We start from the raw sequence: 26,328 nt of genomic DNA, 5'->3' as shown, positions 1-26,328 counted from the left end.
CTGCTGGCTCAATGGTTCCTGAGTCTCCGCACCTAAGACCGCTTTTGAGCGCAAAATGGTCGGTTGCCGTTTATCGAAGAAGTCCATCGCGTCCGAACCCCTCCCAGCCGACCAGGTTGGAGGCGACGTCTCCATTCTCGGCTCCGGAATTTGAGCCGCCCTTGGTGGTGTTTCTCAAATCGCCTTGTACGCAGCCCGTCTTCGGTTTTCGGCGGCGGCCGCCGCGTCTTCCAAGAGTACTCGATGACAAAGCCGTCACGCAGGCCCTGTGTTGCGCCTTGCGGCGTCGTCCGGCCTGATCACTGGTGCACTGACATGGAAACAGTCAAGGCATTTGCCTCTTGCTCTGAAGGCATCAGGTGAGCACGACATATTCGGTTAGCTGGCTGATCGTCGTATCGGCCTTTTGCACGTCGAAAACCTTCGTGCCATGGCTCATGATCACGAACCTGTCGCAAACCTGATAGGCGTGGTAGAGATTGTGGGTCACCAGCACGCTCGACACATTCTCCGCCTTGAGCTTCAGCACCTGGTTCAGCAGCGCTTCCGTCTCGCGTACGGAGAGCGCCGAGGTCGGCTCATCGAGGAGTAGCACGCGCTTCTTGAAGTGGACGGCGCGGGCAATTGCGACCGCCTGTTTCTGCCCGCCGGAGAGATTGCCGACGAGCGTATCCGGGGAATCGATGCCGGAGATGTGCACGGCGTTTTGCAAGACTTCCATGGCGATGTCGCGCATCTCGCGCTGTCTGAGGAAGCCGAGGCGATCGGTCAGCTCACGGCCCATGAAGATATTGCGGGTAATCGAGAGGGAATCGACCAGCGCGGTGTGCTGGTAGATCGTTTCGATGCCTGCATCGGCGGAATCCGAGCGGCAGGTGAAGGTCGTCTTCTTGCCGTCGACGCTGAGATAGCCGTCCGTCGGCTTGTGGATGCCGGAGATGAGATTTACGGTCGTCGACTTGCCGGCGCCGTTGTCGCCCAAAAGCCCCACGACTTCACCCTCACCGATATGGAAGCTCAGGTTGCGAAGCGCGGTCAGCGCACCGAAACTCTTCGAGATGTTGTGCAATTCGAGAAGATTGGGGGTCGACATCACGCAAGACCTCGCCGCTCGATGAGATGGTTGAAAATGGCGGCCAGCACGATCAGCGTGGCAATGAACATGTCGAGATAAAAGCCCGGTGCCCGCAAGAGGAGCAGGACGTCGGTAATGGTGTGGATGAGCAGCACGCCGAGAAAGATGCCGATGATCGATCCGCGTCCTCCGCGCAGCGACAGGCCGCCGATGACGCAGGCGGCGATCGCTTGGAGTTCCAGACCCGCACCCTGCCCAGGCTGCACACTGCCAACGCGGGCCGTGGCAAGAATGCCCGCGACCGCTGCCATGCCGCCCGCAATTGCAAAGGCAATCAGCTTGACGCGGCTGGTGTTGATGCCGATCGCCTCGGCCGCACCGCGATTGCCACCCGTCGCGAAGACGTGGTTGCCGAAGCGGTGGCGGTGTAGCAGCAGGTGAAAGCCCACGACGAAGAGGACGATCCAGATGAAGGCGGCGTTTATGCCGAACAGGGTGCCGGAAAAGAGGCTGGTGAACACCGGCTCCGGGTCGAACCGCACCTGGACGGCACCGTTGTAGAGCAGCACCGCGCCGCGCCAGAAGAGGAGCCCGCCGAGTGTAACGATGAAGGACGGCAGGCCGAAGCGCAGGGTGATATGGCCGTTGAGGGAACCGATCAGCAGGCCGGTCAGAATACCGATCGGTGCTGCGATGAAGGCGCTCAGCCCCGTATTGACGAGCGAGGCCATCAGCACGGCCGTGAATGTGTAGACGGAGCCTATGGAAAGGTCGAATTCACCGGCGATCATCAATACGCCGGCTCCGAGCGCGAGGCATCCGAGCACGGGGATCGCCTTCATCAGGATCGTCAGGTTCTGCGGCGAGAGATAGCGGAACTCATCCGGGTAGAGGAGCGCACCGGTGATGCAGACGATCTGCAGGGTCATGAAGACGAGAAAGATCGCTCCCGCCGGCATGCCCATGATCTGCTTGAGGATGGATTGTCTCTGGGTCCGCGAGCGGGGCGCGGCACTTTCGGCTAGGACAGGTGTCACGGTCTGGCACTCGATCTCTGGGGAACGGGGAACCGGCCGGCCGCGCCGGCAGGCTCCCACAAAACGCGGTTAGCGGTAGCTGCCGATCAGCGGCTTGACCGAACCGATGCGCGACTTGTCGAGGAAGGCGCCCTGACCCGTGTCGATGTCGGTCGGTGTCAGTCCGTATTTTTTGGCAAGCGCGATCTGGGCGATCGGGTAGTAGCCCTGCAAATAGGGCTGCTGGTCCATGGTCGCGTACATAGCGCCGGATTCCACCGCGTTTACGATCTCGACCGCAAGGTCGAAACCGCCGAATGGAATGTTTACTCCGGCATCCTTGATGGCGCCCGCGCCGACCGTGGAGGTGACCGAGCCGGTGCCGAACAGCGCCTTCACGTTCGGGTTGGCGATGAGGAATTGCGCGATGATGTTCTGCGCTTCGGCGGGGTCGAGGCCGGCACGAACCGTCTCCACCTTGATGCCGTTTTCCGTCATCGCCTTCTCGATGCCGCCACCACGGGCGACTGCAAAGCTCGCTTCCGGAATTTCGCGCGGGTTGAAGACGACGTCGCCGGACTTGAGGCCAAATTCCTTGATCATGCGGTTGCCGAGCTCATAGCCTGAGGCAAGCTCGTCCATGCCGACATAGGCCTGGCGACAGTTCCCTTTGGCGCCGTCGAGGTCATCGTTGTTGAAGCCGATGACGATGATGCCGGCCTTCACTGCAGCGCAGATGCTCTCGTCGAATGCGTCCGAACTGGAGATCGCGACGGCGATGCCGTCAACGCCGCTGACCGTCGCGCTCTCGATCAGGTCATTCTGGCGCACCGGATCGTTGTTGGCATACTGCACGTCGAGGTCGACGCCGAATTGGGCGGCGGCGTCTTGCGCTCCCTTCACCACGGGATTAAAGAACTGCACACTCGGATCGAGGTAGATGATCATCGTTGCCTTGACGTCGGCCGCGAGTGCGCTCGACGTCAACAAGGTGGCAAGGCCCGCAGCCAGCGCTGCGGTTCTGAGCCCGGTCAGTTTCATTTGCGTATCCTCCCTTTGGATGTGCATTGCGGGTCGCAAGACCCAAGTCTCGGCTGGCGGGCTCCGACCAAAGATCACGCCAGCCGAGATATTCCTCCTCCTAAACCCAGCCTGCGGCCGATTATGTGAACCAGGGCGCGGGGCGCCCGAGTGTCACGTGGACGCCCTTGAACTGGGAATATTCGTCAAAGCCGTAGCGGCCGAGCTCGCGGCCCAGGCCGCTCTTCTTGTAGCCGCCGATCGGCAGCTCCGGCGTGCCGTCGATCACGCTGTTGATCCAGCAGCGGCCGGCGCGAATGCGGCGGATGCTCTGCAGCGCGGTTTCGAGATTGGTCGACCAGACGCTGGCCGAAAGGCCGAACTCGGTGGCATTCGCCAAGGCTACGGCGTGATCCGCGGTCTTGAAGGTCAGCGTTGAAAGCACCGGGCCGAAGATCTCCTCGCGTGCGATCGACATGTCGGGCGTGACGCCGGAAAATACCGTCGGTGCGTAGTAAAGCCCGGCCTCCCTGCCGACCCTTTCGCCACCGAGAAGCAGCTCCGCGCCCGATGCGATGCCAGCCGTCACATAAGAATGCACCTTTTCCGCATGCGCCTCCGAGATCATCGCGCCGATCTTGGTGCGTTCGTTCAGGGGATCGCCGAAGGTCACCTTGCGCGAGATGTCGAGCAGGCGCTCCATCAGCGCATCGCGGATGCCCTCCTGCACGAGGAGCCGGCTGCCGGAAATGCAGCACTGGCCGGCATTGTGGTAGACGCCATAGGCGATGCCGTCTGCGGCCGCGTCGAGGTCTGCATCGGCGAAGACAATCTGCGGGCCTTTGCCGCCAAGCTCAAGCCCGACGCGCTTTACGCTGCGCGCCGCAATCTCGCCGAGCTTCGTGCCGACGCGGACAGAGCCGGTAAAGGCGACCATGTCGACCTCGGGGTCTTCGGCCAGCACCTGGCCGGCCGGATCGCCATAACCGGTGACGACGTTGAACACCCCGTCCGGAATGCCGGCTTCACGTGCCAGTTCCGCCATGCGGATCGACGTACCAGAAGTGAACTCGGATGGCTTCAGCACAACGGTGCAGCCGGCGCCGATCGCCCAGGGCACGCGTTCCGACGCGATGATGAAAGGGAAATTCCAGGGCGTAATAATGCCGACCACCCCGACCGGCTCGCGCAGGACGAGGCCCAGGCGGTCGTCGCCGATATTGTTGTGGGTCTGTCCTTCCAGCGCGCGGGCCTGGCCGGCGGCATAGGACCAGAGGTCTGCGCAGAAACCGATTTCGCCGCGCGCCTGCGCGATCGGCTTGCCGACCTCGAGGCTCTCGATCAGCGCCAGTTCCTCCTGCCGCGCAAGGATGAGGTCGGCGACCTTGAACATCAGGCGCGACCGCTCTGCGCCCGACATGCGCGGCCACGGACCGGTATCAAAGGCACGGCGGGCAGCCGCAATCGCCAACCGCACATCCTCTGGAGACGATTCCGGCCAGGTTCCGACCACGACACCTAAATGGCCGGGACTCACGCGATCGATTGTCCGCCCGGACACTGCGTCGACGGACTTGCCGTCGACAAGCATCCGATAGCGGGATTTAATGGCAAGCCGAGGATCTCTGGCATCGGGAGTGATGAAATTCGCAAGCACAGTCGCTCCTTCCGCCGGAGATTGCTCTCCGGCGCCCTCTTTCCGCCGGCCGAGGGCCGCAGAATTATTATGTTGCCCATGAATTGTATGGTACCGTATGGTGGTTTGAGATGCTTGTCAACGTGAGGTGGCGGCGAGGCCGATGGGACTTGAAAACCTAAGGACAGACAACGGAGAAACGACCGCTGCGCAGGTGGAGCGCGATCTCCGCGAGTCGATCATCCGTCTGGAACTTGCGCCCGGAAGCCGCCTTTCCGAGCAGGAAATCGCAACGCGCATGGGCGTTTCACGTCAGCCGGTGCGCGAGGCCTTGATTGCGTTAGGCAAGTCAAAACTGGTGGATATACGGCCCAACCGCGGCACGGTCGTGGTGCGTATCTCCGCCCGGCAGATGATGGAAGCCCGCTTCGTGCGGGAGGCCATCGAAGTGGCCGTAGCGCAACGCGCAAGCGAAGCGTTTGACAGCTGGACACGGGGGCGCATCGACACAATTCTGTCGCGCCAAAGGGCAGCGGAGGAGATCAACGACCACAATGCCTTCAGGCGCGAGGATGAGCAATTCCATATTGCCATTGCCGAGGGTGCGGGATGCGGGCTGGCCTGGAATGCCATAGCCGACATCAAGGCGCATATGGATCGAGTCTGCAATCTCCAGCTCCGCCACCCGGATCTTATGAAGAATCTGATCGCCGAGCACGAGGCGATCATCATCGCCATCGATGCACGCAATGCCGAAGCGGCGGCGAATGCGATGCGCCGGCACTTGAACGGCATCCTCTCCGACCTTCCTCAGATCGAGGCGGACAACCCGGACCTGTTTGAATAGCCAATCCGAGAGCCGGCGGCGCAAAGCGGCAGCGGCCTGGCGTCCGGCGTGGAGAGTTCGAAGTCACGGTTGGTCGGTCCCCACCCTGCGTTTGTTCCAGCTGCTCGCAAACGATCTTCCATTTCTATGCTCGCGGCCGCCGTCGCTTGTCACGCGAATGGCGAGCGGCACGATCACGCTATGCCTTGAAGGAGTTGGCGGAGTGTAGTCGGGGCTCCTTCGCGAAACCTCTCCCTGCGCACGTGCGCAGCAGCGCCGTTCCATCCCACCTCCCTTACTTCCTTAGGGGTCATTCCAAACTCGTGCTTAAAGGCCCGGCTGAATGCTGAAGGATCGTCGAACCCCCATTCCTCCGCGATGCGAGATATCGGCCGGACGTCTTCAATACTGGAAATAGCGCTGCGGGTCCGAACCAAGCGCTGGTGTCGGATGTAGGCCGCGACGCCACCAAGCGGCTCGAACAACCTGTACAACCTCGAGCGCGAGATGCCTATTTCGCAGCAAATCGCCTCGGGGGTGAGCGAGCGATCAACAAGTCTCGAGGTTATCATGCGTTTGGCCCGCTCCAGAACGACCGCCGCAATCGGTCTTTGAGCGTCTGCAACACGATCAGGCGAAGGCGCCAAACATGCAACGACGAGATTGCGTGTTGCTTCGACGACGTATGGAACTTCTGCCACGGTCATGTCGGGCAGTGATCGAACCAGGAGCATGAGATAGTCAGTGAGGAGACGCCCCGACGCGCCCTGGACAGATCTATCGAGCAAGCAATCAAGGATCGATGCAGGAACGAACCCCTCTGACGGAAAATAGATCGCACATGCGCCCTCGTCCTCGACGATGGCGTGAAATGGCTTCGCCAGACAGTGCAGATGAGGCATGGTCCGCGCGCCAACGCCCTGATCGACGGACCGTCGTGGAATCCACAGGTACCAGTTGTCTAAGGCCGGCTTCTTTAAATGCCGCCACTCGTGTGCGTAACCTGCTCCAGGCAGCATACTGGAGACAATTACCATTGAGCCCAGGATCCACACCATCTGCCGGGCTGGAAAGGACCCGTCCGCACTCTTGCAGAAGGTTAGATCCGCGACGCCGGCATGTGCGTTCTTGAATATTTCAAACTGATCTTGCTGAGGATAGGACTGGGTACTTACATCGATCGAGCACGCAAATTTGACGTCAATACCCCGCCCGACACTCGACGCTGGCATTGTATTCATAGCAATACCTTCGAGGTTTTCGGCAAACTGTATTTAATGCTCAATCACAAGTCGTACTCTTAATTGAACTAAAGTCAATAAATCGCTGTTGCGGCTGTATATAGGCCGGGGCTCTTCGCCAGCGGGGCCGCTCTACAACCACTCCTGCTCAAGCTTACCAGGAGGGAAGCGCCCGTCGCCGTCGGCGGCGCACACCACGACTTCCGACAAAAATCGACTGCGTTTCGGGACAGGCGGCTCAGGTTGTGGATTCTGTACTCACGACTCTTTGGTTGCATCAACTAAAATGACGTCTACTTCGCCTGCGGCGGCGATGTCGGCATCACGCCCCGGTTCGCGGGGTTGGAGCACAGGGAGTGTATCCATGTCCACGGCGGGAGCAGTTCCGAAAACCGTGATGCAAAGGTTCCTGGACGGCGTCGAAAAGGTGGGCAACATGGTCCCCCACCCCGTCATAATCTTCCTTATTCTGATTGCCGGGGTAATCGCGCTGTCAGCGGTTCTGGGTATTTTTGGGACCTCGGTGACCTTCGAGCGGATCAATCCGGATACCCATGAGCTCGAGTCCGCAACGACTTCAATAAGAAGCCTGTTGAATACCGACGGCATTCGCTTCATGTATGTGTCGCTTATCCCTAACTTCATGAGCTTCACTGCAGTCGGTCTCATGATTGCCGCGATGATCGGCGCCGGCGTCGCCGAGGAGTCCGGGCTCGTTACAGCGCTTATCCGGAAATTGGTGATCGTGTCTCCGCGCTGGGCCTTGACCTACATTCTCGCTTTCGTTGGAATTATCGCGAGTGTTGCCGCGGACGCGGGTTATCTGGTTCTGATCCCTCTTGCGGGTATTGCCTACCTGGCGGTGGGGCGTCATCCGCTTGCAGGTCTCGCACTGGGGTTTGCCGCGGTGGCCGGCGCTTTCACGGTCAACATGCTGATCAAGCCGCTTGATGCGGTTCTTGTGGAGTTCACCAATGACGCCGCCCATCTGGTCGATGCGAACAGGTCGATTGGGCTGGCGTCCAACATCTGGTTCTCCATAGCATCGGTCCTGTTTCTGACCGGCGTGATCGCCTTCGTCTCAGACCGCATGATCGAACCCAGACTTGGGACCTATGTCCCCGACGAAGACGCTGAGCGCGCGAACGAAGGAGCCGCGCTCTCAGCGTCTGAATCGCGCGGGCTAAGGTTCGCGTCCTTCGGTCTGATCGGCCTCGTGATCGTGTTCTGCCTCCTGACGCTGCCCGGTGGCGCACCGCTCCGGAACGCCGAAACCGGCGAGCTGATCGGCAACTCGCCCTTCATGAACGGCCTCATCGCATTGATCATGCTTGTCTTCCTCGTCTCCGGGTGGTGCTACGGCATCGGGGCCGGGACCCTGCGGACCCTTACCGAGGTGATCACGGCCGTCGAGAAATCCATCAGAAATCTCGGCGGTACGATCTTCCTGTTCTTCGTGCTGAGCCAGTTCGTCGCCTACTTCACCTATACCAACATGGGCACCGTCATGGCGTTGAGCCTTTCCAGCGCGCTGCAGGCCGCCAATATCGGCGCCCTGCCCCTGTTACTCGGCTTCATCATCGTCGTTGCGATCATCGATCTCCTGTTGACCGGCGCAATCGCAAAATGGGCGATATTCGCGCCAGTCTTCGTGCCGCTCCTGATGAAGCTCGGTGTTGAGCCGGAGGCGGTCCTGGCTGCTTACCGGGTCGGGGATTCTCCGATGAACGCCATCACCCCGCTCAACGCCTACTTCGCTTTGGTCGTAGGGTTCGCCCAGAAATACGACAGGTCGGCTGGCGTCGGGACAATAGTGTCACTGATGCTGCCTTACGTGATCTGGATGTTCGTGTTGTGGACCTTGCTGTTCGCGGTCTGGAAGATGGTTGGACTTCCTTGGGGACTGTAGAGCAGTCTCCGCTTCAAGAACCTGCTCGCATCAATGGATGGTCATGATGGACAACTTCGCAATTCCCTTGGATACGGCTGCTGCCGTAGAACACCTCATGAGGTTTCTCTCCGTAGAGGGAGTAACGGGCAAGGAGGCGGACATCGCGGCGTCGGTCATCGAAGCTCTCAAGGCCGTGGGCGTTTCTGGAGAAAACATCCGCTTCGACGACGCCAACGAGAGGATCCCTTTACCGACCGAAACGGGAAACCTGATAGTCGATCTTCCGGGCACCCGACCCGGCCCTCGGCTGCTGTTCTCCACGCATCTCGACACTGTACCCTTGTGTGCAGGAGCAAAACCACTGCGTGACGGCAATCGCATAGTGTCGGACGGCACAACCGCCCTCGGCGGGGACGCGCGCACAGGGGTTGCTCTTCTGGTGGTCGTGGCGGAAACGCTGATCAAGCATAGCCTCCCGCACCCGCCGATCACCCTTCTTTTTACCGTTCGCGAGGAGAGCGGGCTCCACGGCGCCCGCGAACTCGACCCGGCCGTCCTTGGCGGACCGGTGATGTGCGTCAACGTCGACGGCCAGCTCGCATCGGACCTCATCATTGGAGCAGTGGGGCAGGAGAACTGGGAGGCAGAAATCGTGGGACGGGCGTCCCACGCCGGAGTCGCGCCAGAAACGGGGATATCCGCAACGCTCGTGGGCGCCCTCGCCCTGGCTGAGGCCTATGCGGCAGGCTGGTTCGGAAAGATCGAGAAATCCGACGATCGCGGCACAAGCAACATCGGAATTTTCGGCGGGAAGGACGGCATGGCAGCCGGCGACGCGACGAACGTCGTCACCGACTACGCTTTCCTGAAAGGCGAGGCCCGCAGTCCAGAACCGGCCTTCGCAAAGATGATAGCCGAAGGCTATGAAGCTGCTTTCGAGAAGGCGAAGCAGGCGGTGAAGGATCGCAACGGAGAGACCGCCCGCGTGACCTTCATTCACCACACAGCTTATCCACCATTCAAGCTCAACGAGAATTCGCCGGCTGTGGTTCGCGCAGCCAAGGCGATGAAGTTGCTCGGACTCGAGCCGAACTATCTGTTCTCAAATGGAGGTCTCGACGCCAATTGGCTGGACAAGCACGGCGTTCCTACGGTCACGATCGGTGCAGGTCAGGCGGAAATCCATACCGTGAACGAGTATGTTGACCTTAGGGAGTATGAGAAAGGATGTCGGCTTGGCGTGCTGCTTGCAACGATGCCGGAATAGCCGGATCCATTTTGCGGCAAGGAAATTGCACAAGCCAAATTAGCAGCCGGATCCCTTAGCGGAGCGGTGTCAAGGAGCCCATTCAGTGAGCCCGATCGCCTATATTGCCGCAATTGTCGCTCTGACCGTCATTCTGTTCGTGTCGAACAAGCTGCCGGTGGTTTTGGTCGCGATGATGACCGCCCTGGCGCTCTGGGCGAGCGGCGTATTGACGATCGAGCAGGCGCTCGGAGGGTTTGGTGATCCCGCCGTCATCTTCATCGCTTCGCTTTTCGTGATCAGCGCAGGTCTCGAGATAACGGGGGTGACCGCCTGGGCGGGACAGCTCCTGATACGCGGAGCAGGCAAGGAAAGCAGGACCCGGCTGCTGGTGCTGACCATGGGCTTGGTAGCGCTCCTCACCGCGCTCATCAGCGTCAACGGCGCCGTTGCAGCACTGCTGCCCGTGGTGGTGGTGATCGCCGTCAGGCTGAAGCGGTTTTCATCGCAGCTTCTCATGCCTCTGGTGTTCGCCGCACACGCTGGATCAAAGCTCGCCCTCACCGGTTCCCCCGTGAACGTACTGGTGTCGGACGCCGGCTACGACGCGGGCGTGGGTGCGTTCGGCTTTTTCGAATTCGGCCTTGTCGGTCTTCCTCTGCTTGCCGGAACAGTGGCGATAATCATCCTCTTTGGCCGCCATCTGCTTCCGGAACGAAACGGGGCCGCAATGCCTGCCGACTTCAGCCGACACGCCAAGACGCTTGTCGAGCAATATGGGCTGGAGAGCGGCATTCATCAGATGCGGGTGCGGGCGACCTCTGCCTATGTTGGCGCGCCGGCTTCGTCTATCGATCTCTCCGGGACCGCCAACCTTCAACTCGTTGCCGTGCAGGACGGCGAAACGGGCGGGCCGCTGCATAGAGCTGCCATCGCGGAAGGCGACTACGTCTTGGTGCGGGGCGACAACGATGCCGTGGCGCGTCTTGCCGCCGACACGCATCTCGCCTTCCGGGAGAAGACCGGATCGTCCAGCGGGGAGGATATGCTCTTCAATCGCAGATCGGGCCTTGCGGAGGTGGTCATTCCGCCCCGCTCGGGCCTTATCGGAAGAAAGGTCTTTCCCGGCATGGTCACAGAAAGCGGTGATCTCATCGTTCTCGCCGTTCAAAGAGGCGGAAACCAGATCGGCGACGCCGAGGGTGGAGGCGGACGCTCGGGCGGAACGACTTTGCAGGCCGGAGACACGATGCTGCTGCAAGGCACCTGGAAAGCACTGGATGTTCACCTTGACGACCCGGATGTCCTGGTCGTGAGCTCGCCGGAACTCGTTCGGCGTCAGGCGGTTCCCATGGGTCCGGGGGCATGGCAAGCCATCGTCGTCCTGATCGCAATGGTGCTCCTGCTCGCAACCGGAATAGTGCCTCCAGCCGTTGCCGGCCTTCTTGCTGCCGGCGCGATGATCCTCGCCGGGATCATGACGGTCGAGCAAACGTATCGGGCGATCGGATGGACGACCGTGATCCTGGTTGGGGCAATGATGCCGCTCTCCACAGCGATGGTGGAGACGGGCGCGGCAAAGCTCATGGCCGAGCAGCTCGTCGATCTCGTCGGCGATGCCGGGCCTGTCGCTCTTCTGGCGGGCCTCTTCGTCATGACCGCCGTTCTGGGCCAACTGATCAGCAATACGGCGACGGCCCTCATTATCATTCCTATTGGGGTAGCCGCAGCGACGACCATGGGGGTATCCCCTCGCCCGGTTCTCATGAGCACGTCCGTTGCGGCGGCGGCAGCATTCCTGACGCCGATCGCAACACCGACGAACCTGATGGTCATGGGTCCCGGAGGCTATGCGTTCAGCGATTATTGGAAGCTCGGCCTACCTCTACTGATGTGGTTCTTCGTCGTCTCGGTATTCGTCGTTCCCCTGATATGGCGCTTCTAGAGCAATTCCCGCGAGAGCGTGCGACGAATCTGCGTCCGGAATTGCTTGAAAACAACAGCATTAGCCGTCCCCGTGGGGAAAAGCGGAATGCAATCAAGCTATGTCCCGGAGCTGCCAAATGCTGCCGACAACCCTGGGAGGTGCACGATGACCGAACGCGGTAGGGTGGTCGTACCGGGCATCCTGACTGTAATCGCCACGGTGGCGGCCGTGTATTTCTCCGGTGTCGTTCTCGCACCTGTCGCATGCGCGCTGTTTATCATTGCGGTGCTGTGGCCAATTCAAAGTCGGCTAGAGGCACGCCTGCACAGGGTATTCGCATTGGCCATCGTCGCGGCGCTGCTGTTCGGGACCTTTGTCGTGTTCATGTCCGTCGTGACGTTGAGCTTCGGCCGGATCGGGCGGTCGCTGGCAATGGATGCCGGTCAGTTTCAGCTGCTTTACAATCGCCTTGCGGAGTGGCTAGGGGGGCACGGAATAGCTCTCGCCGGGTTCTGGGCGGACAACCTCGACTCCCGGCTCCTGTTGCGCGCCCTGCAGGGGATCTCTGCTCGGCTGAACACCATGGTCTCGTTCTGGCTCGTGGTTCTCCTCTATGTCATTCTCGGGCTTTTGGAAGTGTCGGACCTGGGTGCCAGAATCCGCAGGCTCACGGACGACAACGCGGCTCGCATCATCAGCGGCTTCGAACTCGCGGCCTCGCGTATCCGACGATATCTTCTCATCAGGACGATCATGAGCGCGGCGACCGGAATTGCCGTCTGGGCGCTTGCCACGGCCTTCGGACTGCGGTTCGCTGCCGAATGGGGAATCGTCGCGTTCACCTTGAACTATATCCCGTTCATCGGCCCGGCATTCGCGACGATCCTGCCGACCTGTTACGCCCTGGCTCAATTCCAGTCGCCTCAGTCGGCCCTGATCGTCTTCGCCTGCTTGAGTACCGCCCAATTCATAATAGGGAGCTACATCGAGCCCAGAGTGGCTGGTAACACACTCGGCATATCTCCGTCGCTCGTCCTCTTCTCCGTTTTTCTCTGGACCTTCCTGTGGGGAATATTCGGCGCGTTTATCGGCGTTCCGATAACCATCGCCGTCCTTTCATTCTGCGCCCAGTTCGCCTCTACGCGGTGGCTTGCGGAACTGCTGGGGAAAGAGACGATAATGGATGGCGCATGAAGGCAGCAGAACTCGTTCTCCACGAGTAGCTCCACGAAGCGGAGAGGCCACGGAAGCCTCGGCCGTTGGGATTGAGGAGAGTCTTCAATCCCGGCGAAAGATCCCGCGACTCCAGTTCTCTCACTAGTCCGTCACCCGCACGGTCATGAGCCCGGAATCCACAACCTTGACGCTCCATCCCCAATTCAGGCAGCAGGTCCTCCTCTTTCTTGACAAGTATAAGCCTCGGGGAATGATACATCCGTCGGCAATTGGTGGAGGATGCGGTGCGCAGGTCCCCGCATCCGCTCAGTCGGTTGATGTCAGATCTAGCAGGGAGCAAGTCTCAACAAGGGCGTCGATCACCTGAGCGGGACGGACGGGTGGTGGAAATGCGAGGGCACGGAGGTAGCACCGAAGCGGCAGCTCTCTGAGAGACGAAGGAAATCCGCGCCCATATTAGCAATTCCCGCTATTCCAGCATTGGAGCATGCCATGTCCTGGAGAGTCTTTTTTGCCGCATTCACGACGATGCTTGTTGCGGGCTGCGCCACCCAGCAGAACCAACGCGGATTGAGCGGCGCGTTGGTGGGTGCCGGAACGGGAGCCGTGGCAGGCCAATTGATCGGCGGAAACACTACGAGCACGGTCGCCGGGGCCGCAGGCGGAGCGCTTGTCGGTGCAGCTGTCGGAACCGCTACCACTTCGCCTCAAAACCGTGGAAACTGCAGATATAGGCAACCGGATGGCACGATCATCATTGCGCGTTGCTAATGCAACGCGGCATGATTTTCCGCCCCCAGCGGCGGTAAACGCTGCACCGCTGGCCCGGGTTCCGTCGCGATCAGCCCTTCAAGGCGACCTTTACTTCCGAAGGACCAGTCTGGACTGCTTCTTGATGCCGGCTAAGCCCTAACTTGCCCTTGCGCAGTGAGCATGTCTCCTCCCAAAGCGGGATAACCGTCATGTGCCAAAAATTCGTTGAACCGCAAAAGCTCTCGAAGAGCAAAGTTGTGGCGCATGCCGTGTCCTGCGCCGCAGCGTTGTCCTTTCTTGCGCGTCCCCTTTTCACTGTGCTTCACTCTGGCAGAGAAATGCTTGCCGCGGCTCTCGTGCTCGGACTTTGCGCCACGGCCAGCGCCGATGACGTGCTGTTCGAGAATGTCCGCATCTTTGACGGAAAGGGTGCTGTTCTTTCGGCGCCGTCGAATGTTCTGGTCAAGGGCAATATAATCGCGGCGATTTCGACAAGCCCGATTCAAGCCGAAGGCGCTGAGCGAATTGCCGGCGACGGGCGAACGCTGATGCCGGGCCTGATCGATGCGCACTGGCATGCCATGTTGGCCGCGTCCAGTCCGGCGGAGGCAATGGGCGATCTCAGCTTCGCCAGTATCCTGGCCGGCGAGGAGGCGACGGATACCCTGATGCGCGGCTTCACCACTGTGCGTGATGTGGGCGGACCAGCCTTCGGCCTCAAGCGTGCGATCGATCGGGGCATCATCCCCGGACCGCGTATCTATACCTCCGGTGCCATGATCACAGTTACCAGCGGACATGGCGATTTCCGCCAGTTCACCGACCTGCCGCGGAGAACCGGCGGTCCGCTCACCCCTATGGAGACGGTCGGGGGTGCAATGGTCGTCGACAGCCCGGACGAGGTGCGAATGCGCGTCCGCGAACAGTTCATGCAGGGAGCCGTTCTGATCAAGCTAACCGCCGGCGGCGGGGTGTCTTCACCCTTCAGCCCGCTCGACGTCACCACCTTCACCGAGCCAGAATTGCGGGCCGCCGTTGAGATCGCCGAGAATTGGGGCACCTACGTTGCCGCGCATGCCTTCACCTCTGACGCGATTCGGAAAGCGATCGCGGCTGGTGTGAAGTGCATCGAGCACGGCTTCCTCATGGATGAAGCCACCGCCAGGCTGATTGCTGAAAAGGACGTTTGGCTGAGCTTGCAGCCGCTTCCCGAATTGATGAGGACCGGCCTCCGGGAGGGTTCGGTCGAGCGCGCCAAGGCAGATGAGGTTTGGCCAGGCATCGGCAGAACATACGAACTCGCAAAGAAGTACAAGATTAAGACCGCGTGGGGCACGGATGTTCTGTTCTCCCGCGCGCTGGCGAAGCAGCAGGGAGCAATACTGGCCTCGCTCGTGCGTTGGTACACGCCTGCCGAGGCGCTCGTTATGGCGACCGGGACCAATGCCGAACTGCTGGCGCTGTCGGGCCAGCGCAACCCCTACCCGGGAAAGCTGGGCGTTGTCGAGGAAGGCGCTCTCGCGGACCTCCTGCTCGTCGAAGGCAATCCGCTAGAGAACATCGACCTGGTGGCTGATCCTGCCAAAAGCTTCAAGATCATCATGAAAGACGGCATCATCTACAAAAACGCGCTGACTGAATGACGAATGACTAAGCCGCGGACGCCACCGATGGTCTGCTGGCCCCCAAACGCCGCCACCCACCGGTTTGCCGCGACGGTAGCACCACATTGTGACTACGAAAACGGACGCCCAAGGTCGCCGGAGCACGCTCTGGGCGACTTCAATCGTTCCCCGCAAGTCGCCGTCACATTCAACGGGACGGGAGCTTTCTCAGGTCCAGGAGACTCAACGACGGCGCTGCGCCAAAGGTGCGGCGGAAATCATTGTTGAAGTGCGCTTGGTCCGAAAATCCTGCTGCATGGGCTGCTGTCGTAAAATTGCTGCCGTTCACGATCTCACCGATGGCCACGCGCATCCGGTTCCAGGCGCGGTAGCGGCGAAAAGGCACGCCCACCTCCCGAGTGAACACGCGCTGAAACTGGGAGGCTGACAAGCCTACGCGCTTTGCGAGCGGCGTTACGGAGGTGAGTTCGTCCGAGTGCGTTCTCAGGTAATCGATTGCCGCTGCTATGCGCAGGTCTTGGCCTCTGGAGGCCCGCCGCGCTGAAAAGTCGAGCAAGTCCTCCAGCGCTTGGCCTGCCCATCTTGCGCCGGCACAATCCTCCCACAGCTCGCGCATGATTGAGAACTCGCCGCTGCGTCCCAAGAGAACGCCGTCTGCTTCCCAACTATTGCCGGATAGCGGCACGAGCTGATCGGCGCTGCCTATGTCTGCTTCGATGTAAAACACCGCCAAGGGGTAGCCGCCGATGTCAAGTTCGTGAAGCACCCCGGCAGGAATGACCGCCGTGCGGCACGATAGCCAGCGACCCCCTTGGATTCGCAACCGGAAATTGCCGTAGATCCCGGCCAGGTAGACGGGCGCACCGTGCTGATGAAGGCTGTTGCGTTCGAGCGGCCCGACAAAGAACGTCCGCGCTTCGTCCAGATGCCAAAAGGGGCGGAGCGCAGATTTTTCAACAGCACGTTCATACAAGCCGTCCGAAGCGGGCATGGCTAACCTCCCGATTGCTTGCGACGCAAAGGCCCATCCCGACCGCGAGAGCAGTGTAAGTGAACCGCGCAGAAATGAAATTGGGCCTTAAGGAGCAGTTTTCACGCGCAGGAAGGGCATTTGCCGACTGCACAGTGCGGCTTGCTGCCCGTCTGGGTCGCTCAACCAGGGTCAATACCTATGTGGAGGATACCGCATGCTTCGATTCCAATTGACTCGCCGAACGGTTCTCGCCTCGGGCGCTGCGTTGATAACGGCTCCGGCGGTGACCGGTCTTTTCCCGTCGGCGACACTCGCGGCCGGAATGCCACTCGGCCCTTCAACCCCTACGCACTATCGCTTCAAGCTAGGTGACTTCGAGGTGACAAACATTCTCGATGCCGGCGCCGTACTCGATGGACCGTGGCCGATTGTCGGGGAAGATCGACCGCAGCGCGAGATCGAACAACTGATGCGGCAAAGCCTGCTTCCTGAAAGGAAGTTTCAGCCGGGCTTTACCCCCACTATCGTGAACACCGGCAAAGAGCTCGTGCTTTTCGATACCGGCAACGGCGCAAACGGCTTCGTGCCGCGGCCCGATGGCGGCTGGCTTGCAAACCTGTTGCGCCCAGCCGGATTCACACCCGAACAGATTGACCTCGTGGTCCTCACGCATGCGCATGCGGATCATATCGGTGGCCTGATGGAGAATGGGAAACCGCTATTCCCGAACGCGCGATATGCGATTGGAGACCTGGAGTTCGACTTTTGGTCGTCCAAAGATCGTCTCGCTGCGGCCCCGGGCGACAATGAATATGTGTCCGCCACTGTCTTTGCGAAAAATGTCGTGCCCTTGGCAGACCGCATGAGCTTCATCAAACCGGGTGCCGAGGTTGCTCCCGGCATTCGCGCCGTCGAGGCCTATGGGCATACTCCCGGCCACCTGGCCTTTCACATCGAAAGTCAAGGCAAGCAGCTGTTCGTGTGGGGCGATTGCGCGCACCATGAAGTGGCATCGCTGGCGCATCCCGAGTGGCATGCTTTCTTCGATATGGACAAGACCACAGGCGCCGAGACCCGGCGGCATATTTATGACATGGTTGCGACCGATCGGCTTCCCGTCGTTGGCTATCACATGTCATTCCCTTCCCTCGGGTTTGTTGAGAGGAAGGATCGAGGCTACCGCTGGCTTCCGATTTCCTATCAACTCAATGTTTAGCGCTGACCCTCCAGGGCGCCCTCGGCGAGATCTGGCGCGGCTGCGTCGACGCACTCTCCAATGTAAGTCGGAGGCGTCTTCGAAGCCGCGTGAGGTAGACCGTGGCTCCTTCTCGCTATTCTCCAAAGCCGGCTGAAATAGGATCGTCAACATCCTGGCTCTGGAAGTGGTCGATCAGGAAACGGGCGGCGGGACCGGGAGGCGTGTCGGTACGATAGACGGCCTGAAGGCGATAGGGGCCGCCTTTGCAATCGGGAAGATCAAGCTGCACCAGACGGCCTGCCTCGATGTCATCGCGCACCATAGGTTCCGGCATGTTGCCCCAACCTATACCCTCCTTGAGCAGCATGTGCTTGGCGCCGAGATCGGCGAGCCGCCAAGTGTGGTTGCCGACCACCGCGAACTCGTGGCCCTGGGTAAGGGGTGACCTGTCGGTCAGGACGAGCTGGATATGTCCCCGCGCTGCGCCTGGCGGATGGGACCCGCCCGCCAAAGGATGGTCGGGTGAAGCCACCGGAATGAGTTTGACAAAACCCACCCCGATACGTTCAAGTCCGGCTATCTCGATATCGAGGGGCCCACTAATACCGATCGCAGCGGTTCGGTTGAGCACGATCTGGGTGACCGCTCCCAAGGCTTCGACATAGAGGCGAAGGGAGACGCTCGGAAATTCCTTCCGAAACGCCTTTAGCGCGTCCATGACACGGGCGGCAGGAAGCATGACGTCGAGCGCGAGGTGAACCTCCGGCTCAACGCCGCGGAGCATGCTTTTCACCTTTGCTCGAAGATTATCGATTCCATGGGCGACGCTCTTTGCCTCGGCGAGAACCGTCCGGCCCTCTAAAGTCAGCTGCGGTTTCTTCGTCGATAGCCTGTCGAAAAGCGTGACCCCCAACTGCGCTTCGAGATTGGCGATCGTGTAGCTGATCACCGATGTTGCCCGATTTAATTTGCGAGAGGCGGCCGCGAAGCTGCCTGTCTCGACAACGGTAATGAGGACCTTGAGCTGATCCAGCGTCGGCTGGCCGGGGTCTGACATTTCGAATTCCTCGATCGTTTTCGCCGAAATTATCTGAGTTTTGCGAAACGTCTAGTGGACCTACCTTCAGCTTACAGAAATTCAACCGCCGGAGCTGACAATGTCGTATTTGTCGAATGCTGACATCGAACAGATCATCCTGCCTCCGTCCCGAGACCTCGGAGGGTTCTCGGTCCGCCGGGCATTGCCTGCCGCGATGCGACAGATGGTAGGGCCCTTCATATTCCTCGACAGCTTCGGCCCGGTCCGCTTCGGCGCCGGCGAGGGTATCGACACTCGCCCTCACCCGCACATTGGTCTGTCGACCTTGACCTACCTTCTCGAAGGCGAGCTTCTGCATCGCGATAGCGAAAGCTACGTGCAGTCAATCAGCCCAGGCGAGGTCAATCTCATGGTCGCCGGATCCGGTATCGCCCATTCGGAGCGGACGCCCGAGCATATTCGCACATATGGTGGCAAGCTTACGGGCCTGCAGAACTGGATCGCTCTGCCGAAAGTGTCGGAAGAAACAGCTCCCCTCTTTCAACATCTTGGTTCCGATGAACTTCCGACCGTCAACGGCGAAGGCATCAACATGAAGCTGCTTGCCGGCACCCTGCACGGCCGCCGTTCGCCTGCTACGATCTTCTCGGATCTCTTTTCAGCGGAGATCCAGCTTCAGGCAGGGGCACGCTACAGGATCGATGACGAGCATATCGAGCGCGCGATCTTTGTCGTCAGCGGCACGATCGAACTCGTCGGCCAGGACGGTGTTTATGGCCCGGATCGCCTCATCGTGTTCAAACCCGGAGCGGAAATCGTCGTGACGGCGAACGAACGGGCGCGGTTCCTCGCCTTCGGAGGCGAGCCCCTTCCGGAGAAGCGGTTCATCCGCTGGAATTTCGTTGCCACCGATCAGGAGCGCATTCGCCATGCCGCCGACCTCTGGCGCGAAGGGCGGTTTCCCGGCGTGCCTGGCGACGACGAATTCATTCCCCTCCCCGAGAACTTCAACTGAAACCCCGTCATATCAAGGAGAACGACCATGACCACATATGCAATCATCGGTTCGGGCGCGATCGGCTCCGCCCTCGCAGAACGTTTTCATGCAGCAGGCGTAGACGCTGTAATTGCGAATACGCGCGGTCCGGCTTCGCTTCAGCCCATCACCGACAGGTTCGGAAGCGCGGTGAATGCCGTGGAGCTTGAACAGGCTCTTCGATCCGACGTGCTGATACTGGCTGTGCCCTACGACGCCGTGCCGGAAATCGCCGAAAGGAAAGCCGATTGGAACGGTCGCACCATCGTCGATGCGACGAACGCAATCGACTTCCCAGCTTTCAAGCCGCGTGATCTTGGCGGGCGTCTGTCCTCGGAAATTGTTGCCGATCTTTTCCCAGGTGCGCAACTGGTAAAGGCCTTCAATACTCTCCCCGCAGCTGTTCTGGCCGCCGAACCGGTCAAGGCAAGCGGCAAGCGCGTGTTGTTCCTGTCGGGAAATTATCCTGAAGCGAGCAAGAAAGTCGCAGACCTGATCGCCCGTCTCGGCTTTGCCCCATCCGATCTGGGCAGCTTCAAAGCCTCCGGCTCTCTTCAGCATTTCGGTCAGCCGCTGGTCGCGCTCAACCTTCTGAGGGACTGACGGAAAGACGCAAGAACCGGCTGCTCGGAGGCGTGCGGGAGCGAAAACTCCCGCACGCCGTTGCCGTGCTCGCCCCGCACTGCCCGTCAGAACGGACATTCGGTTTTGCCCGTTTCCACAGACCTGGCGTCGAGAACATTTCGATTTAATCGAACGTAAGCAATCATTTTATCCGGCTGTTCCGAAATGATCGAACACAGCATCTTGGGTCCATCGAAATCATGCACGCCACGGAGACATACAAATGACCAAAGTTCTCGTTCTCTACTACTCTTCCTACGGCCATATCGAAACCATGGCCGCTGCAATCGCTGAAGGCGCAAGAAGCGCCGGCGCCGAGGTCACGATCAAGCGCGTCCCCGAGACGGTCCCGCTCGACGTTGCCGATAAGGCCCACTTCAAGATCAACCAGGCTGCGCCGGTCGCGACCGTGGCAGAATTAGCCGATTATGACGCGATCATTGTCGGCACCGGCACACGCTTCGGCCGCATGTCTTCACAAATGGCAGCCTTCCTCGATCAGGCCGGAGGCCTGTGGGCGCGCGGAGCCCTGAACGGCAAGGTTGGCGCGGCTTTCGTTTCGACCGGCACGCAGCATGGCGGTCAGGAAACAACCCTGTTCTCCGTCATCACCAATCTTATGCACTTCGGCATGATCATCGTCGGTCTTCCCTATAGTCACCAAGGCCAGATGAGCATGGACGAAATCGTTGGCGGCGCTCCCTATGGCGCAACAACGATTGCCGGTAGCGACGGCTCCCGTCAGCCTTCGCAGATCGATCTTGCAGGTGCCTATCATCAGGGCGAGATCGTCGCTCGCACCGCAGCCGCACTCGCTGCTGCTCACGCCGCATAGCCCCGCCCAAACTCTCCCCAAAATCAACTCCAACCCGAGCAACCGATTCGATCGGCTGGCAAGGAGAAGTCATGTTCCCACTCTTCTTAAAGAAGGTCGCCGCGGTTACCGGCGCAGGTTCTGGAATCGGTCGGGCGATCGCACTCGGGCTCGCTCGTGAGGGCGCGACGGTGCATCTCGCCGATCGCAATGCCGATGGGCTTGCCGAGACCGCAGCACTCATCCGCGCTGAGGATGGCCGGGCATTCACCACCGAACTCGACGTATCGAGCGAGGTACAGGTGGTCGGATGGGTCGAGCAGATCGGCTCCATATCGGGCCGGCTTGATGCCGCCTTCAACAATGCCGGCATCACGGGCCCGGCAAAGCGGATCGAGCACTACCCCCTTGAGGATTTCCAGCGGGTGGTAGCCGTCAACCTGCAGGGCGTGTTTCTCGGGATGAAGTACCAGATCCCGCTCATCAAGCGCAGCGGCGGCGGGTCGATCGTGAACACCGCGTCCGTCGCCGCTTTGACCGGGCCGGGAGGAATGAGTGCTTATGCGGCTTCCAAGCATGGCGTTCAGGGCCTGACCCGCGTTGTCGCTATGGAAAACGCGGCGGATGGCATCCGGGTCAACGCGATCGCGCCGGGTTGGACCGAAACACCGATGGTGGCGGCAAATAGCCAGCAGAACCCCGGTTTTGCGGCCCTCACTCAGACCGCCATTCCCGCCAAACGCGGCGGCAGGCCGGAAGAGATCGCGGCAGCCGCGATCTGGCTCGCCTCGGACACCGCCTCCTATGTCACCGGACAGATGCTGACCGTCGATGGCGGCATGACGATCGGTGGTTTTGAACTCTGACACCGACCTCGAAAGGATCATCCCATGTCCGACCAGCATGAAGCAGCAAAAGGTATCGTACGCCGCAACACACTCGAAGTGCAGTCCGGCGGCAATTTCGACCTCTTCGACGAACTCTTCGCCGACGACTTCCATGACCACACTCCGCAGCCTGGCGGGACGCCTGACAAGGAAGGCGCGCGCCGTCTTTATCATGCCCTGCGCGAGGCTTTTCCGGATTTCCATGCCGAGATCCACTGGCAGACGGTCGATAACGACATCGTCACAACCTTCAAGACCTACCACGGCACCCATAAGGGCGCGGTTCTTGGGATCGAGCCGACGGGCCGGGAAATCAAGTTCGAAACCGTCGACGCCATGCGCATTCGCAACGGCCAGATCGTCGAACACTGGGGTGTCGCCAACCTCTATTACCTCCTGCAGCAGCTCGATGCCCTGCCCCCCTCAGCTCCAAAAGTGCCGGAACTCTAAGGATCACCATCATGAGCAAGAGTAACATCCTTGACGGCAAGGTCGTCATCGTAACCGGCGCGTCGAGCGGTATTGGTCGCGCCATCGCCATTCGAGCGGCCGATCATGGTGCGAAGGCGGTTATCGTCTCTGACGTTATCGAAGCACCACGCGAAGGCGGCGAGCCGACCGCCTCCGAGATCCGGAAGCTTGGAACGCAATCCGTCTTCGTGAAAGCGGACGTCAGTCGCAGAGCTGACAACAACGCCCTGGTCGCCGCCGCAGAGGATTTCGGCGGCGTCGATGTCATGGTCGCAAATGCCGGCATCACCCTGAAGACCGATGGCGCGGAGGTTCCGGAAGACGATTACCGCCGCCTCATGTCGGTCAATCTCGACGGCCCGCTGTTCGGGGCGCAGGCCGCTGCGCGCCAAATGAAGGCGCTGAACAAGCGGGGCAGTATCGTTCTCATGGCGAGCATGGGTGGAATCTCAGGTGCTGGGATCACGGTCGCCTATTCAACCAGTAAGGGCGGTGTGGTGCTGATGGCGAAATCATTGGCCGACGCCCTTGGTCCGGACGGCATCCGAGTGAACGCGGTCGCGCCCGGCACAATTGACACGGAGCTTCTTCGCACAAGCCCTGGGATCGCGCAGGCGTCGGAGGGTTTCCGCCAAAGGACACCGCTTCGCCGGCTTGGCAAACCTTCGGAAGTTGGCGACGCCGTCGCCTTCCTTGGCTCGGACCTTTCGAGCTACGTGTCGGGCACAGCCCTGCTCGTAGATGGAGGCCTCCTCTCCGTCATCTGATTAATGCGCCCTCCGGCCGGACCCGCTTCCTCACAGATGCGGGTTTTTCTTTGGCTTGATCGTTCGAGTTTTTCGACGATTATCTGCGACATTATCCAGCTTTTTCGTGGGATCGGATGGTGGCAATTTTTTCTCATGACGCAGCCACGGTGGCTACGCCCAATTCAGGAGAACGTCCATGTCTTATTCCGATGCAATCGCTCAGCGCGTTGAAAGCCTTTCGCAATCAGTTCTGATCAACGGCGTGACGCCGCTCGCGGGTCGCGTCCTGCTCGCTGCCATTTTCCTGCTCTCCGGTGTCAGCAAGATTTCTGACCCGGCTGGCACGATCGGCTACATCAACATGGTTGGCCTACCCTTCCCGACTCTATCCTACGGCGCCGCGGTCGTGGCCGAAATCGCTGGCAGCATCGCCCTTATCCTCGGTTTCCAGACCCGCATCGTGGCTTTCATTCTCGCCGTGTTCAGCGTTGCCACTGCCATGACGTTCCACGACAATCTCAGCGACCTGAACCAGTTCATTCACTTCTTCAAGAACATCGCCATGGCAGGCGGCCTGTTGCAGGTGGTGGCGTTCGGCGCGGGGCGGTACAGCTTCGACGCCCGGCACTAACCGAGTTTACAGGTAGATGGAAAGCCCGGGCGGAAGCCCGGACTTTCTCGTCGTTACTTACCCCATTCGGGGCCACCATCTGTGCAGGTCTGACCGCCGTCCACCGGCAGGATGATGCCTGTGATCCAAGCGGCTTCATCACTGGCGAGGAATGCAACAGCAGATGCTATTTCCTCCGGCTGGCCGGCGCGTCTCAACGGGATACGGGACCACGCTTCTTCCAGAGGGCCTGATCATCCATGATCGCTTCCACCATCCCGGTAACGGTCAGCCCCGGAGCAACAGTGTTTGCTCTGACGCCGTACTTGCCAAGGTCGCAGGCAGCCGAGCGCGTTAGATTGGCGACACCGCCTTCGCAGCATTGTAGGCGGCATGGCTCCAACCTCCACCCAGGGAAGACACCGAACCGATGTTCACGATCGATCCCTTCGTTTCCTTCAGATGCGGTACGGCGGCACGGCTCATGTAGAAAACGCCGGACAGATCGGAAGTGATGCATTCTTCCCAGTCCTCGTCGCTCGTTTCCTCGATCGTGCCGACCAGGTTCATCCCCGCCGCATTGACGAGCGTGTCGACACGACCAAACCTCTCCACGGTTTCAGCGACGAGGGCATCGCAGTCCCGGCGTGAAGAGACGTTCGCGACAAATGTGCCGGTACGGTCCGCTGGCATCTTCGACGTCCTTTCCGACAGCCGCTTGTCTGTTCTTCCGAATATCATTACCGAAGCTCCCTCATCGAGAAGACGGGTTGCAACGGCGGCGCCGATACCGGACCCCCCGGCAGTTACGATAGCAACTTTGCCTGCAAAACGCCTGGACATGACACACTCCTTCATTCTCCGTGACGGCGGCCACGGAAGTGTTCAACTGTTTCGATTGACTGGATTAGTTTGCCGGGAAGTCGGCCGAGCGAGACAAGGCTTCCCAGGCGAGGACGTTTGCCTTCAGCGCGTCTGCCTTCTTCAAGGCAGCATCCGCGGCATCATTGCCGAGGAGGAGATGGTGTGGGGGTTCCGGTGCCAGGACAGCTTCCCGGATCGCTTTGGCGGCACGCGCCGGATCGCCAGCCTGCTTTCCGACGGAGGCATGATAGGCACGACGGGCTTCGCCCGCTGTGCTGTCGTAATCGTCAATGGCTGCGCAGACCTCATCGGACGATCCTGCCCATTCTGTCCTGAAGGCGCTTGGCTCGACAGTCATGACGTTGATGCCGAGAGGTTCGACTTCTGCCCGGAGCGTGTCGGACAGTCCTTCGACCGCGAATTTCGTCGCGCAGTAGTAGCCAACGCCGGTATAGCCGACCAGACCGCCGATCGATGTCATATTGACGATCGTGCCGCTGCGGCGGGCACGCATATGCGGAAGTACCGCATGGATAGCGTTGGCGGTCCCAAAGAAGTTGACGTCGAACAGGCGCCGGGCATCCTCTTCATCAGTTTCCTCGATTGCTCCGAAGAAGCCGATACCGGCATTGTTGATAAGGACGTCGACTCGGCCAAACCGGGCCACTGCAGCTTTTACAGCCAGTTGGCACTGTTCGCGGTCGGTGACATCGAGTGGCAGGATCAGGGCATTACCGCTCTGCTCGAGGTCGGCAATATTGTCAGTCTTGCGGGCAGTGACAACGACTTTTTCGCCGGCTTCCAGCAGGTGCTCTGCGATGTAGCGACCGAAGCCCGTAGAGCATCCGGTCACGAGCCAGACTTTAGGATTTTTCGCACTCATTTCATCTATTCCTTTCCTGCTTCAAGCCTGCGGGGACCGTTGCCGGTAGCCGCAGATTTCCACGTCTTCGACGCAAAGGTCCGGAACCTTCACCATGAAGGCCCTGACGTAATCCGTGCTCATGTGCAGTTTGAAATCCGAGGCGTACCGCCAGTTCTCGAGTACCATCCAGACGTCAGGGACGTCGTTGGACTGGTGGATCTCGTAGCGAAGGCAGCCAGCCTCCTTCCTGGAAGGAGCGACGAGCCGAAGAAGTTCATCGCCCAGTTTCTTCGAGCGGCCCGGCTTTGCAGTGAAGTAGGCCACGTTGCTCAGTTCAGCCATTCGGGTACTCCGTGTTTTAGTGAAGCCAACATCCGCATTATGACGCGGCGCCGAAAATGGTCTCTCGGCCCGTTGGGGGCGCTGTCGGTATCTTGCTCTTTTCAGATGCCGTTGATCGCGATGATGCGCGATCCTGCCGCAGCTTGCCGCTGGGCAGCGAGCGGTGCGTATTCACGAGAAGCGAAGAGCTGACGGATAGCGTCCTTGTCCGGGAACTCGATGATGAGCAGGTTGGCGGCTTTCCAGCCCTCCAGCTCCAGTGGAGCTTCATCCAGAGCTATAAGCCGACCACCTGCTTTGGCAACGAGCGGCAAGGCCTTGGAGCGATAGTCCTCGATCGATTTGCGATCGTGGATATCGAGATCGACGATGAGATAGGCAGACATGTGTGCTTCCTTTCAGGCTCAGGTTACTGGTGCTTCTT

Annotated in this window: 25 protein-coding genes and 1 pseudogene; 15 read left to right on the top strand and 11 right to left on the bottom strand. The window is 60.2% G+C overall.

All coding sequences use genetic code 11. From position 1 onward, the window contains the following. Positions 1-355: 355 nt before the first annotated feature. The 4 genes from FB009_RS06705 to FB009_RS06690 all read right to left on the bottom strand — a co-directional run bounded on the left by FB009_RS06705 (position 356) and on the right by FB009_RS06690 (position 4,768). Positions 356-1,093 carry an ATP-binding cassette domain-containing protein gene (locus FB009_RS06705; RefSeq protein ID WP_018010261.1) on the bottom strand — a complete coding sequence of 246 codons (738 nt, stop codon included), beginning with the start codon at positions 1,091-1,093 and terminating at the stop codon, positions 356-358. Further along, positions 1,093-2,112, bottom strand: a complete 1,020-nt coding sequence (locus FB009_RS06700) for an ABC transporter permease (RefSeq protein WP_024311331.1) — start codon at positions 2,110-2,112, stop codon at positions 1,093-1,095. The genes FB009_RS06705 and FB009_RS06700 overlap by 1 nt, the downstream gene beginning before the upstream one ends. Positions 2,113-2,181: 69 nt before the next feature. Next, positions 2,182-3,132, bottom strand: coding sequence for a sugar ABC transporter substrate-binding protein (locus tag FB009_RS06695; RefSeq protein WP_018210319.1), 951 nt, complete (start codon positions 3,130-3,132; stop codon positions 2,182-2,184). 121 nt (positions 3,133-3,253) lie between these two features. Then, positions 3,254-4,768 (bottom strand): aldehyde dehydrogenase family protein, encoded by a 1,515-nt coding sequence (locus tag FB009_RS06690; RefSeq protein WP_018210318.1) that lies wholly within the window; start codon positions 4,766-4,768, stop codon positions 3,254-3,256. A 142-nt stretch (positions 4,769-4,910) separates the two neighbouring features. Between FB009_RS06690 and FB009_RS06685 the strand changes: the two genes are divergently transcribed. Beyond that, a complete protein-coding gene (locus FB009_RS06685) occupies positions 4,911-5,594 on the top strand; it encodes a GntR family transcriptional regulator (protein ID WP_018010264.1) in 684 nt (227 codons plus the stop codon). A 173-nt stretch (positions 5,595-5,767) separates the two neighbouring features. Here the strand turns inward: FB009_RS06685 and FB009_RS06680 are convergent, their stop codons facing one another. Further along, positions 5,768-6,814: a helix-turn-helix domain-containing protein gene (locus tag FB009_RS06680; protein ID WP_011970123.1), complete on the bottom strand. Its 1,047-nt coding sequence runs from the start codon at positions 6,812-6,814 to the stop codon at positions 5,768-5,770. 364 nt (positions 6,815-7,178) lie between these two features. Here FB009_RS06680 and FB009_RS06675 point away from each other — a divergent pair, with 364 nt between their 5' ends. The 6 genes from FB009_RS06675 to FB009_RS06645 all read left to right on the top strand — a co-directional run bounded on the left by FB009_RS06675 (position 7,179) and on the right by FB009_RS06645 (position 15,450). Beyond that, positions 7,179-8,723: an AbgT family transporter gene (locus FB009_RS06675; protein WP_011970122.1), complete on the top strand. Its 1,545-nt coding sequence runs from the start codon at positions 7,179-7,181 to the stop codon at positions 8,721-8,723. 37 nt (positions 8,724-8,760) lie between these two features. Further along, positions 8,761-9,972 (top strand): M20/M25/M40 family metallo-hydrolase, encoded by a 1,212-nt coding sequence (locus FB009_RS06670; protein ID WP_018210316.1) that lies wholly within the window; start codon positions 8,761-8,763, stop codon positions 9,970-9,972. Between the two features lie 85 nt (positions 9,973-10,057). Beyond that, complete coding sequence (locus FB009_RS06665; RefSeq protein WP_018010266.1) at positions 10,058-11,896, top strand: SLC13 family permease; 1,839 nt, start codon at positions 10,058-10,060, stop codon at positions 11,894-11,896. A gap of 147 nt (positions 11,897-12,043) precedes the next feature. Continuing rightward, on the top strand, positions 12,044-13,072 hold the full coding sequence (locus FB009_RS06660) for an AI-2E family transporter (RefSeq protein WP_024311332.1): 1,029 nt from the start codon (positions 12,044-12,046) through the stop codon (positions 13,070-13,072). 474 nt (positions 13,073-13,546) lie between these two features. After that, positions 13,547-13,825 (top strand): glycine zipper 2TM domain-containing protein, encoded by a 279-nt coding sequence (locus FB009_RS06650; protein WP_018210314.1) that lies wholly within the window; start codon positions 13,547-13,549, stop codon positions 13,823-13,825. Between the two features lie 320 nt (positions 13,826-14,145). Beyond that, positions 14,146-15,450, top strand: a complete 1,305-nt coding sequence (locus FB009_RS06645) for a metal-dependent hydrolase family protein (protein WP_024311333.1) — start codon at positions 14,146-14,148, stop codon at positions 15,448-15,450. 169 nt (positions 15,451-15,619) lie between these two features. Here FB009_RS06645 and FB009_RS06640 read toward each other — a convergent pair whose 3' ends face one another. Beyond that, entirely contained in the window at positions 15,620-16,423 is an 804-nt protein-coding gene (locus FB009_RS06640; RefSeq protein WP_024324443.1) for a helix-turn-helix domain-containing protein, read from the bottom strand. 196 nt (positions 16,424-16,619) lie between these two features. Here FB009_RS06640 and FB009_RS06635 point away from each other — a divergent pair, with 196 nt between their 5' ends. Continuing rightward, positions 16,620-17,621: an MBL fold metallo-hydrolase gene (locus FB009_RS06635; RefSeq protein ID WP_101799387.1), complete on the top strand. Its 1,002-nt coding sequence runs from the start codon at positions 16,620-16,622 to the stop codon at positions 17,619-17,621. Positions 17,622-17,736: 115 nt separating this feature from the next. On the opposite strand, the gene FB009_RS06630 is transcribed toward FB009_RS06635, so the two are convergent. Continuing rightward, positions 17,737-18,660 (bottom strand): LysR family transcriptional regulator, encoded by a 924-nt coding sequence (locus FB009_RS06630; protein ID WP_018210312.1) that lies wholly within the window; start codon positions 18,658-18,660, stop codon positions 17,737-17,739. A 100-nt stretch (positions 18,661-18,760) separates the two neighbouring features. On the opposite strand from FB009_RS06630, the gene FB009_RS06625 reads away from it, so the two are divergent. The 7 genes from FB009_RS06625 to FB009_RS06595 all read left to right on the top strand — a co-directional run bounded on the left by FB009_RS06625 (position 18,761) and on the right by FB009_RS06595 (position 23,854). After that, on the top strand, positions 18,761-19,657 hold the full coding sequence (locus FB009_RS06625; protein WP_024324441.1) for a pirin family protein: 897 nt from the start codon (positions 18,761-18,763) through the stop codon (positions 19,655-19,657). A gap of 27 nt (positions 19,658-19,684) precedes the next feature. Then, entirely contained in the window at positions 19,685-20,281 is a 597-nt protein-coding gene (locus FB009_RS06620) for an NADPH-dependent F420 reductase (protein WP_018210311.1), read from the top strand. Positions 20,282-20,525: 244 nt separating this feature from the next. Beyond that, on the top strand, positions 20,526-21,137 hold the full coding sequence (wrbA, locus tag FB009_RS06615; protein WP_018010270.1) for an NAD(P)H:quinone oxidoreductase: 612 nt from the start codon (positions 20,526-20,528) through the stop codon (positions 21,135-21,137). A 71-nt stretch (positions 21,138-21,208) separates the two neighbouring features. After that, complete coding sequence (locus tag FB009_RS06610) at positions 21,209-21,982, top strand: SDR family NAD(P)-dependent oxidoreductase (RefSeq protein ID WP_101778748.1); 774 nt, start codon at positions 21,209-21,211, stop codon at positions 21,980-21,982. 24 nt (positions 21,983-22,006) lie between these two features. Next, entirely contained in the window at positions 22,007-22,453 is a 447-nt protein-coding gene (locus FB009_RS06605; RefSeq protein ID WP_018010485.1) for an ester cyclase, read from the top strand. Between the two features lie 11 nt (positions 22,454-22,464). Further along, positions 22,465-23,241, top strand: a complete 777-nt coding sequence (locus tag FB009_RS06600) for an SDR family oxidoreductase (RefSeq protein WP_018210308.1) — start codon at positions 22,465-22,467, stop codon at positions 23,239-23,241. Positions 23,242-23,419: 178 nt separating this feature from the next. Continuing rightward, complete coding sequence (locus FB009_RS06595) at positions 23,420-23,854, top strand: DoxX family protein (RefSeq protein WP_011970107.1); 435 nt, start codon at positions 23,420-23,422, stop codon at positions 23,852-23,854. Positions 23,855-23,907: 53 nt separating this feature from the next. Here the strand turns inward: FB009_RS06595 and FB009_RS06590 are convergent. From FB009_RS06590 to FB009_RS06575, 4 genes and pseudogenes are all read right to left on the bottom strand, one after another. Continuing rightward, positions 23,908-24,676: pseudogene (locus tag FB009_RS06590) on the bottom strand (SDR family NAD(P)-dependent oxidoreductase). A gap of 64 nt (positions 24,677-24,740) precedes the next feature. Then, on the bottom strand, positions 24,741-25,580 hold the full coding sequence (locus FB009_RS06585) for an oxidoreductase (protein WP_024324439.1): 840 nt from the start codon (positions 25,578-25,580) through the stop codon (positions 24,741-24,743). Positions 25,581-25,601: 21 nt separating this feature from the next. Next, on the bottom strand, positions 25,602-25,904 hold the full coding sequence (locus FB009_RS06580; RefSeq protein WP_011970105.1) for a putative quinol monooxygenase: 303 nt from the start codon (positions 25,902-25,904) through the stop codon (positions 25,602-25,604). A gap of 101 nt (positions 25,905-26,005) precedes the next feature. Beyond that, on the bottom strand, positions 26,006-26,290 hold the full coding sequence (locus FB009_RS06575) for a DUF1330 domain-containing protein (RefSeq protein WP_011970104.1): 285 nt from the start codon (positions 26,288-26,290) through the stop codon (positions 26,006-26,008). Between the last annotated feature and the right edge of the window lie 38 nt (positions 26,291-26,328).

Origin of the sequence: Sinorhizobium medicae, from assembly GCF_007827695.1 — a bacterium.
GTDB classification, from domain to species: domain Bacteria; phylum Pseudomonadota; class Alphaproteobacteria; order Rhizobiales; family Rhizobiaceae; genus Sinorhizobium; species Sinorhizobium medicae.
The sequence above is the reverse complement of the archived record's forward strand: the minus strand, read 5'-3'. Positions and strand labels throughout refer to the sequence as shown.

Excerpts from the sequence above, each read along its gene's own strand:
- FB009_RS06705 (WP_018010261.1), bottom strand. The coding sequence starts at position 1,093 with ATGTCGACCCCCAATCTTCTCGAATTGCACAACATCTCGAAGAGTTTC.
- FB009_RS06695 (WP_018210319.1), bottom strand. The coding sequence starts at position 3,132 with ATGAAACTGACCGGGCTCAGAACCGCAGCGCTGGCTGCGGGCCTTGCC.
- FB009_RS06685 (WP_018010264.1), top strand. The coding sequence starts at position 4,911 with ATGGGACTTGAAAACCTAAGGACAGACAACGGAGAAACGACCGCTGCG.
- FB009_RS06680 (WP_011970123.1), bottom strand. The coding sequence starts at position 6,814 with ATGAATACAATGCCAGCGTCGAGTGTCGGGCGGGGTATTGACGTCAAA.
- FB009_RS06675 (WP_011970122.1), top strand. The coding sequence starts at position 7,179 with ATGTCCACGGCGGGAGCAGTTCCGAAAACCGTGATGCAAAGGTTCCTG.
- FB009_RS06670 (WP_018210316.1), top strand. The coding sequence starts at position 8,761 with ATGGTCATGATGGACAACTTCGCAATTCCCTTGGATACGGCTGCTGCC.
- FB009_RS06660 (WP_024311332.1), top strand. The coding sequence starts at position 12,044 with ATGACCGAACGCGGTAGGGTGGTCGTACCGGGCATCCTGACTGTAATC.
- FB009_RS06650 (WP_018210314.1), top strand. The coding sequence starts at position 13,547 with ATGTCCTGGAGAGTCTTTTTTGCCGCATTCACGACGATGCTTGTTGCG.
- FB009_RS06645 (WP_024311333.1), top strand. The coding sequence starts at position 14,146 with ATGCTTGCCGCGGCTCTCGTGCTCGGACTTTGCGCCACGGCCAGCGCC.
- FB009_RS06640 (WP_024324443.1), bottom strand. The coding sequence starts at position 16,423 with ATGCCCGCTTCGGACGGCTTGTATGAACGTGCTGTTGAAAAATCTGCG.
- FB009_RS06635 (WP_101799387.1), top strand. The coding sequence starts at position 16,620 with ATGCTTCGATTCCAATTGACTCGCCGAACGGTTCTCGCCTCGGGCGCT.
- FB009_RS06630 (WP_018210312.1), bottom strand. The coding sequence starts at position 18,660 with ATGTCAGACCCCGGCCAGCCGACGCTGGATCAGCTCAAGGTCCTCATT.
- FB009_RS06625 (WP_024324441.1), top strand. The coding sequence starts at position 18,761 with ATGTCGTATTTGTCGAATGCTGACATCGAACAGATCATCCTGCCTCCG.
- FB009_RS06620 (WP_018210311.1), top strand. The coding sequence starts at position 19,685 with ATGACCACATATGCAATCATCGGTTCGGGCGCGATCGGCTCCGCCCTC.
- wrbA (WP_018010270.1), top strand. The coding sequence starts at position 20,526 with ATGACCAAAGTTCTCGTTCTCTACTACTCTTCCTACGGCCATATCGAA.
- FB009_RS06610 (WP_101778748.1), top strand. The coding sequence starts at position 21,209 with ATGTTCCCACTCTTCTTAAAGAAGGTCGCCGCGGTTACCGGCGCAGGT.
- FB009_RS06605 (WP_018010485.1), top strand. The coding sequence starts at position 22,007 with ATGTCCGACCAGCATGAAGCAGCAAAAGGTATCGTACGCCGCAACACA.
- FB009_RS06600 (WP_018210308.1), top strand. The coding sequence starts at position 22,465 with ATGAGCAAGAGTAACATCCTTGACGGCAAGGTCGTCATCGTAACCGGC.
- FB009_RS06595 (WP_011970107.1), top strand. The coding sequence starts at position 23,420 with ATGTCTTATTCCGATGCAATCGCTCAGCGCGTTGAAAGCCTTTCGCAA.
- FB009_RS06585 (WP_024324439.1), bottom strand. The coding sequence starts at position 25,580 with ATGAGTGCGAAAAATCCTAAAGTCTGGCTCGTGACCGGATGCTCTACG.
- FB009_RS06580 (WP_011970105.1), bottom strand. The coding sequence starts at position 25,904 with ATGGCTGAACTGAGCAACGTGGCCTACTTCACTGCAAAGCCGGGCCGC.
- FB009_RS06575 (WP_011970104.1), bottom strand. The coding sequence starts at position 26,290 with ATGTCTGCCTATCTCATCGTCGATCTCGATATCCACGATCGCAAATCG.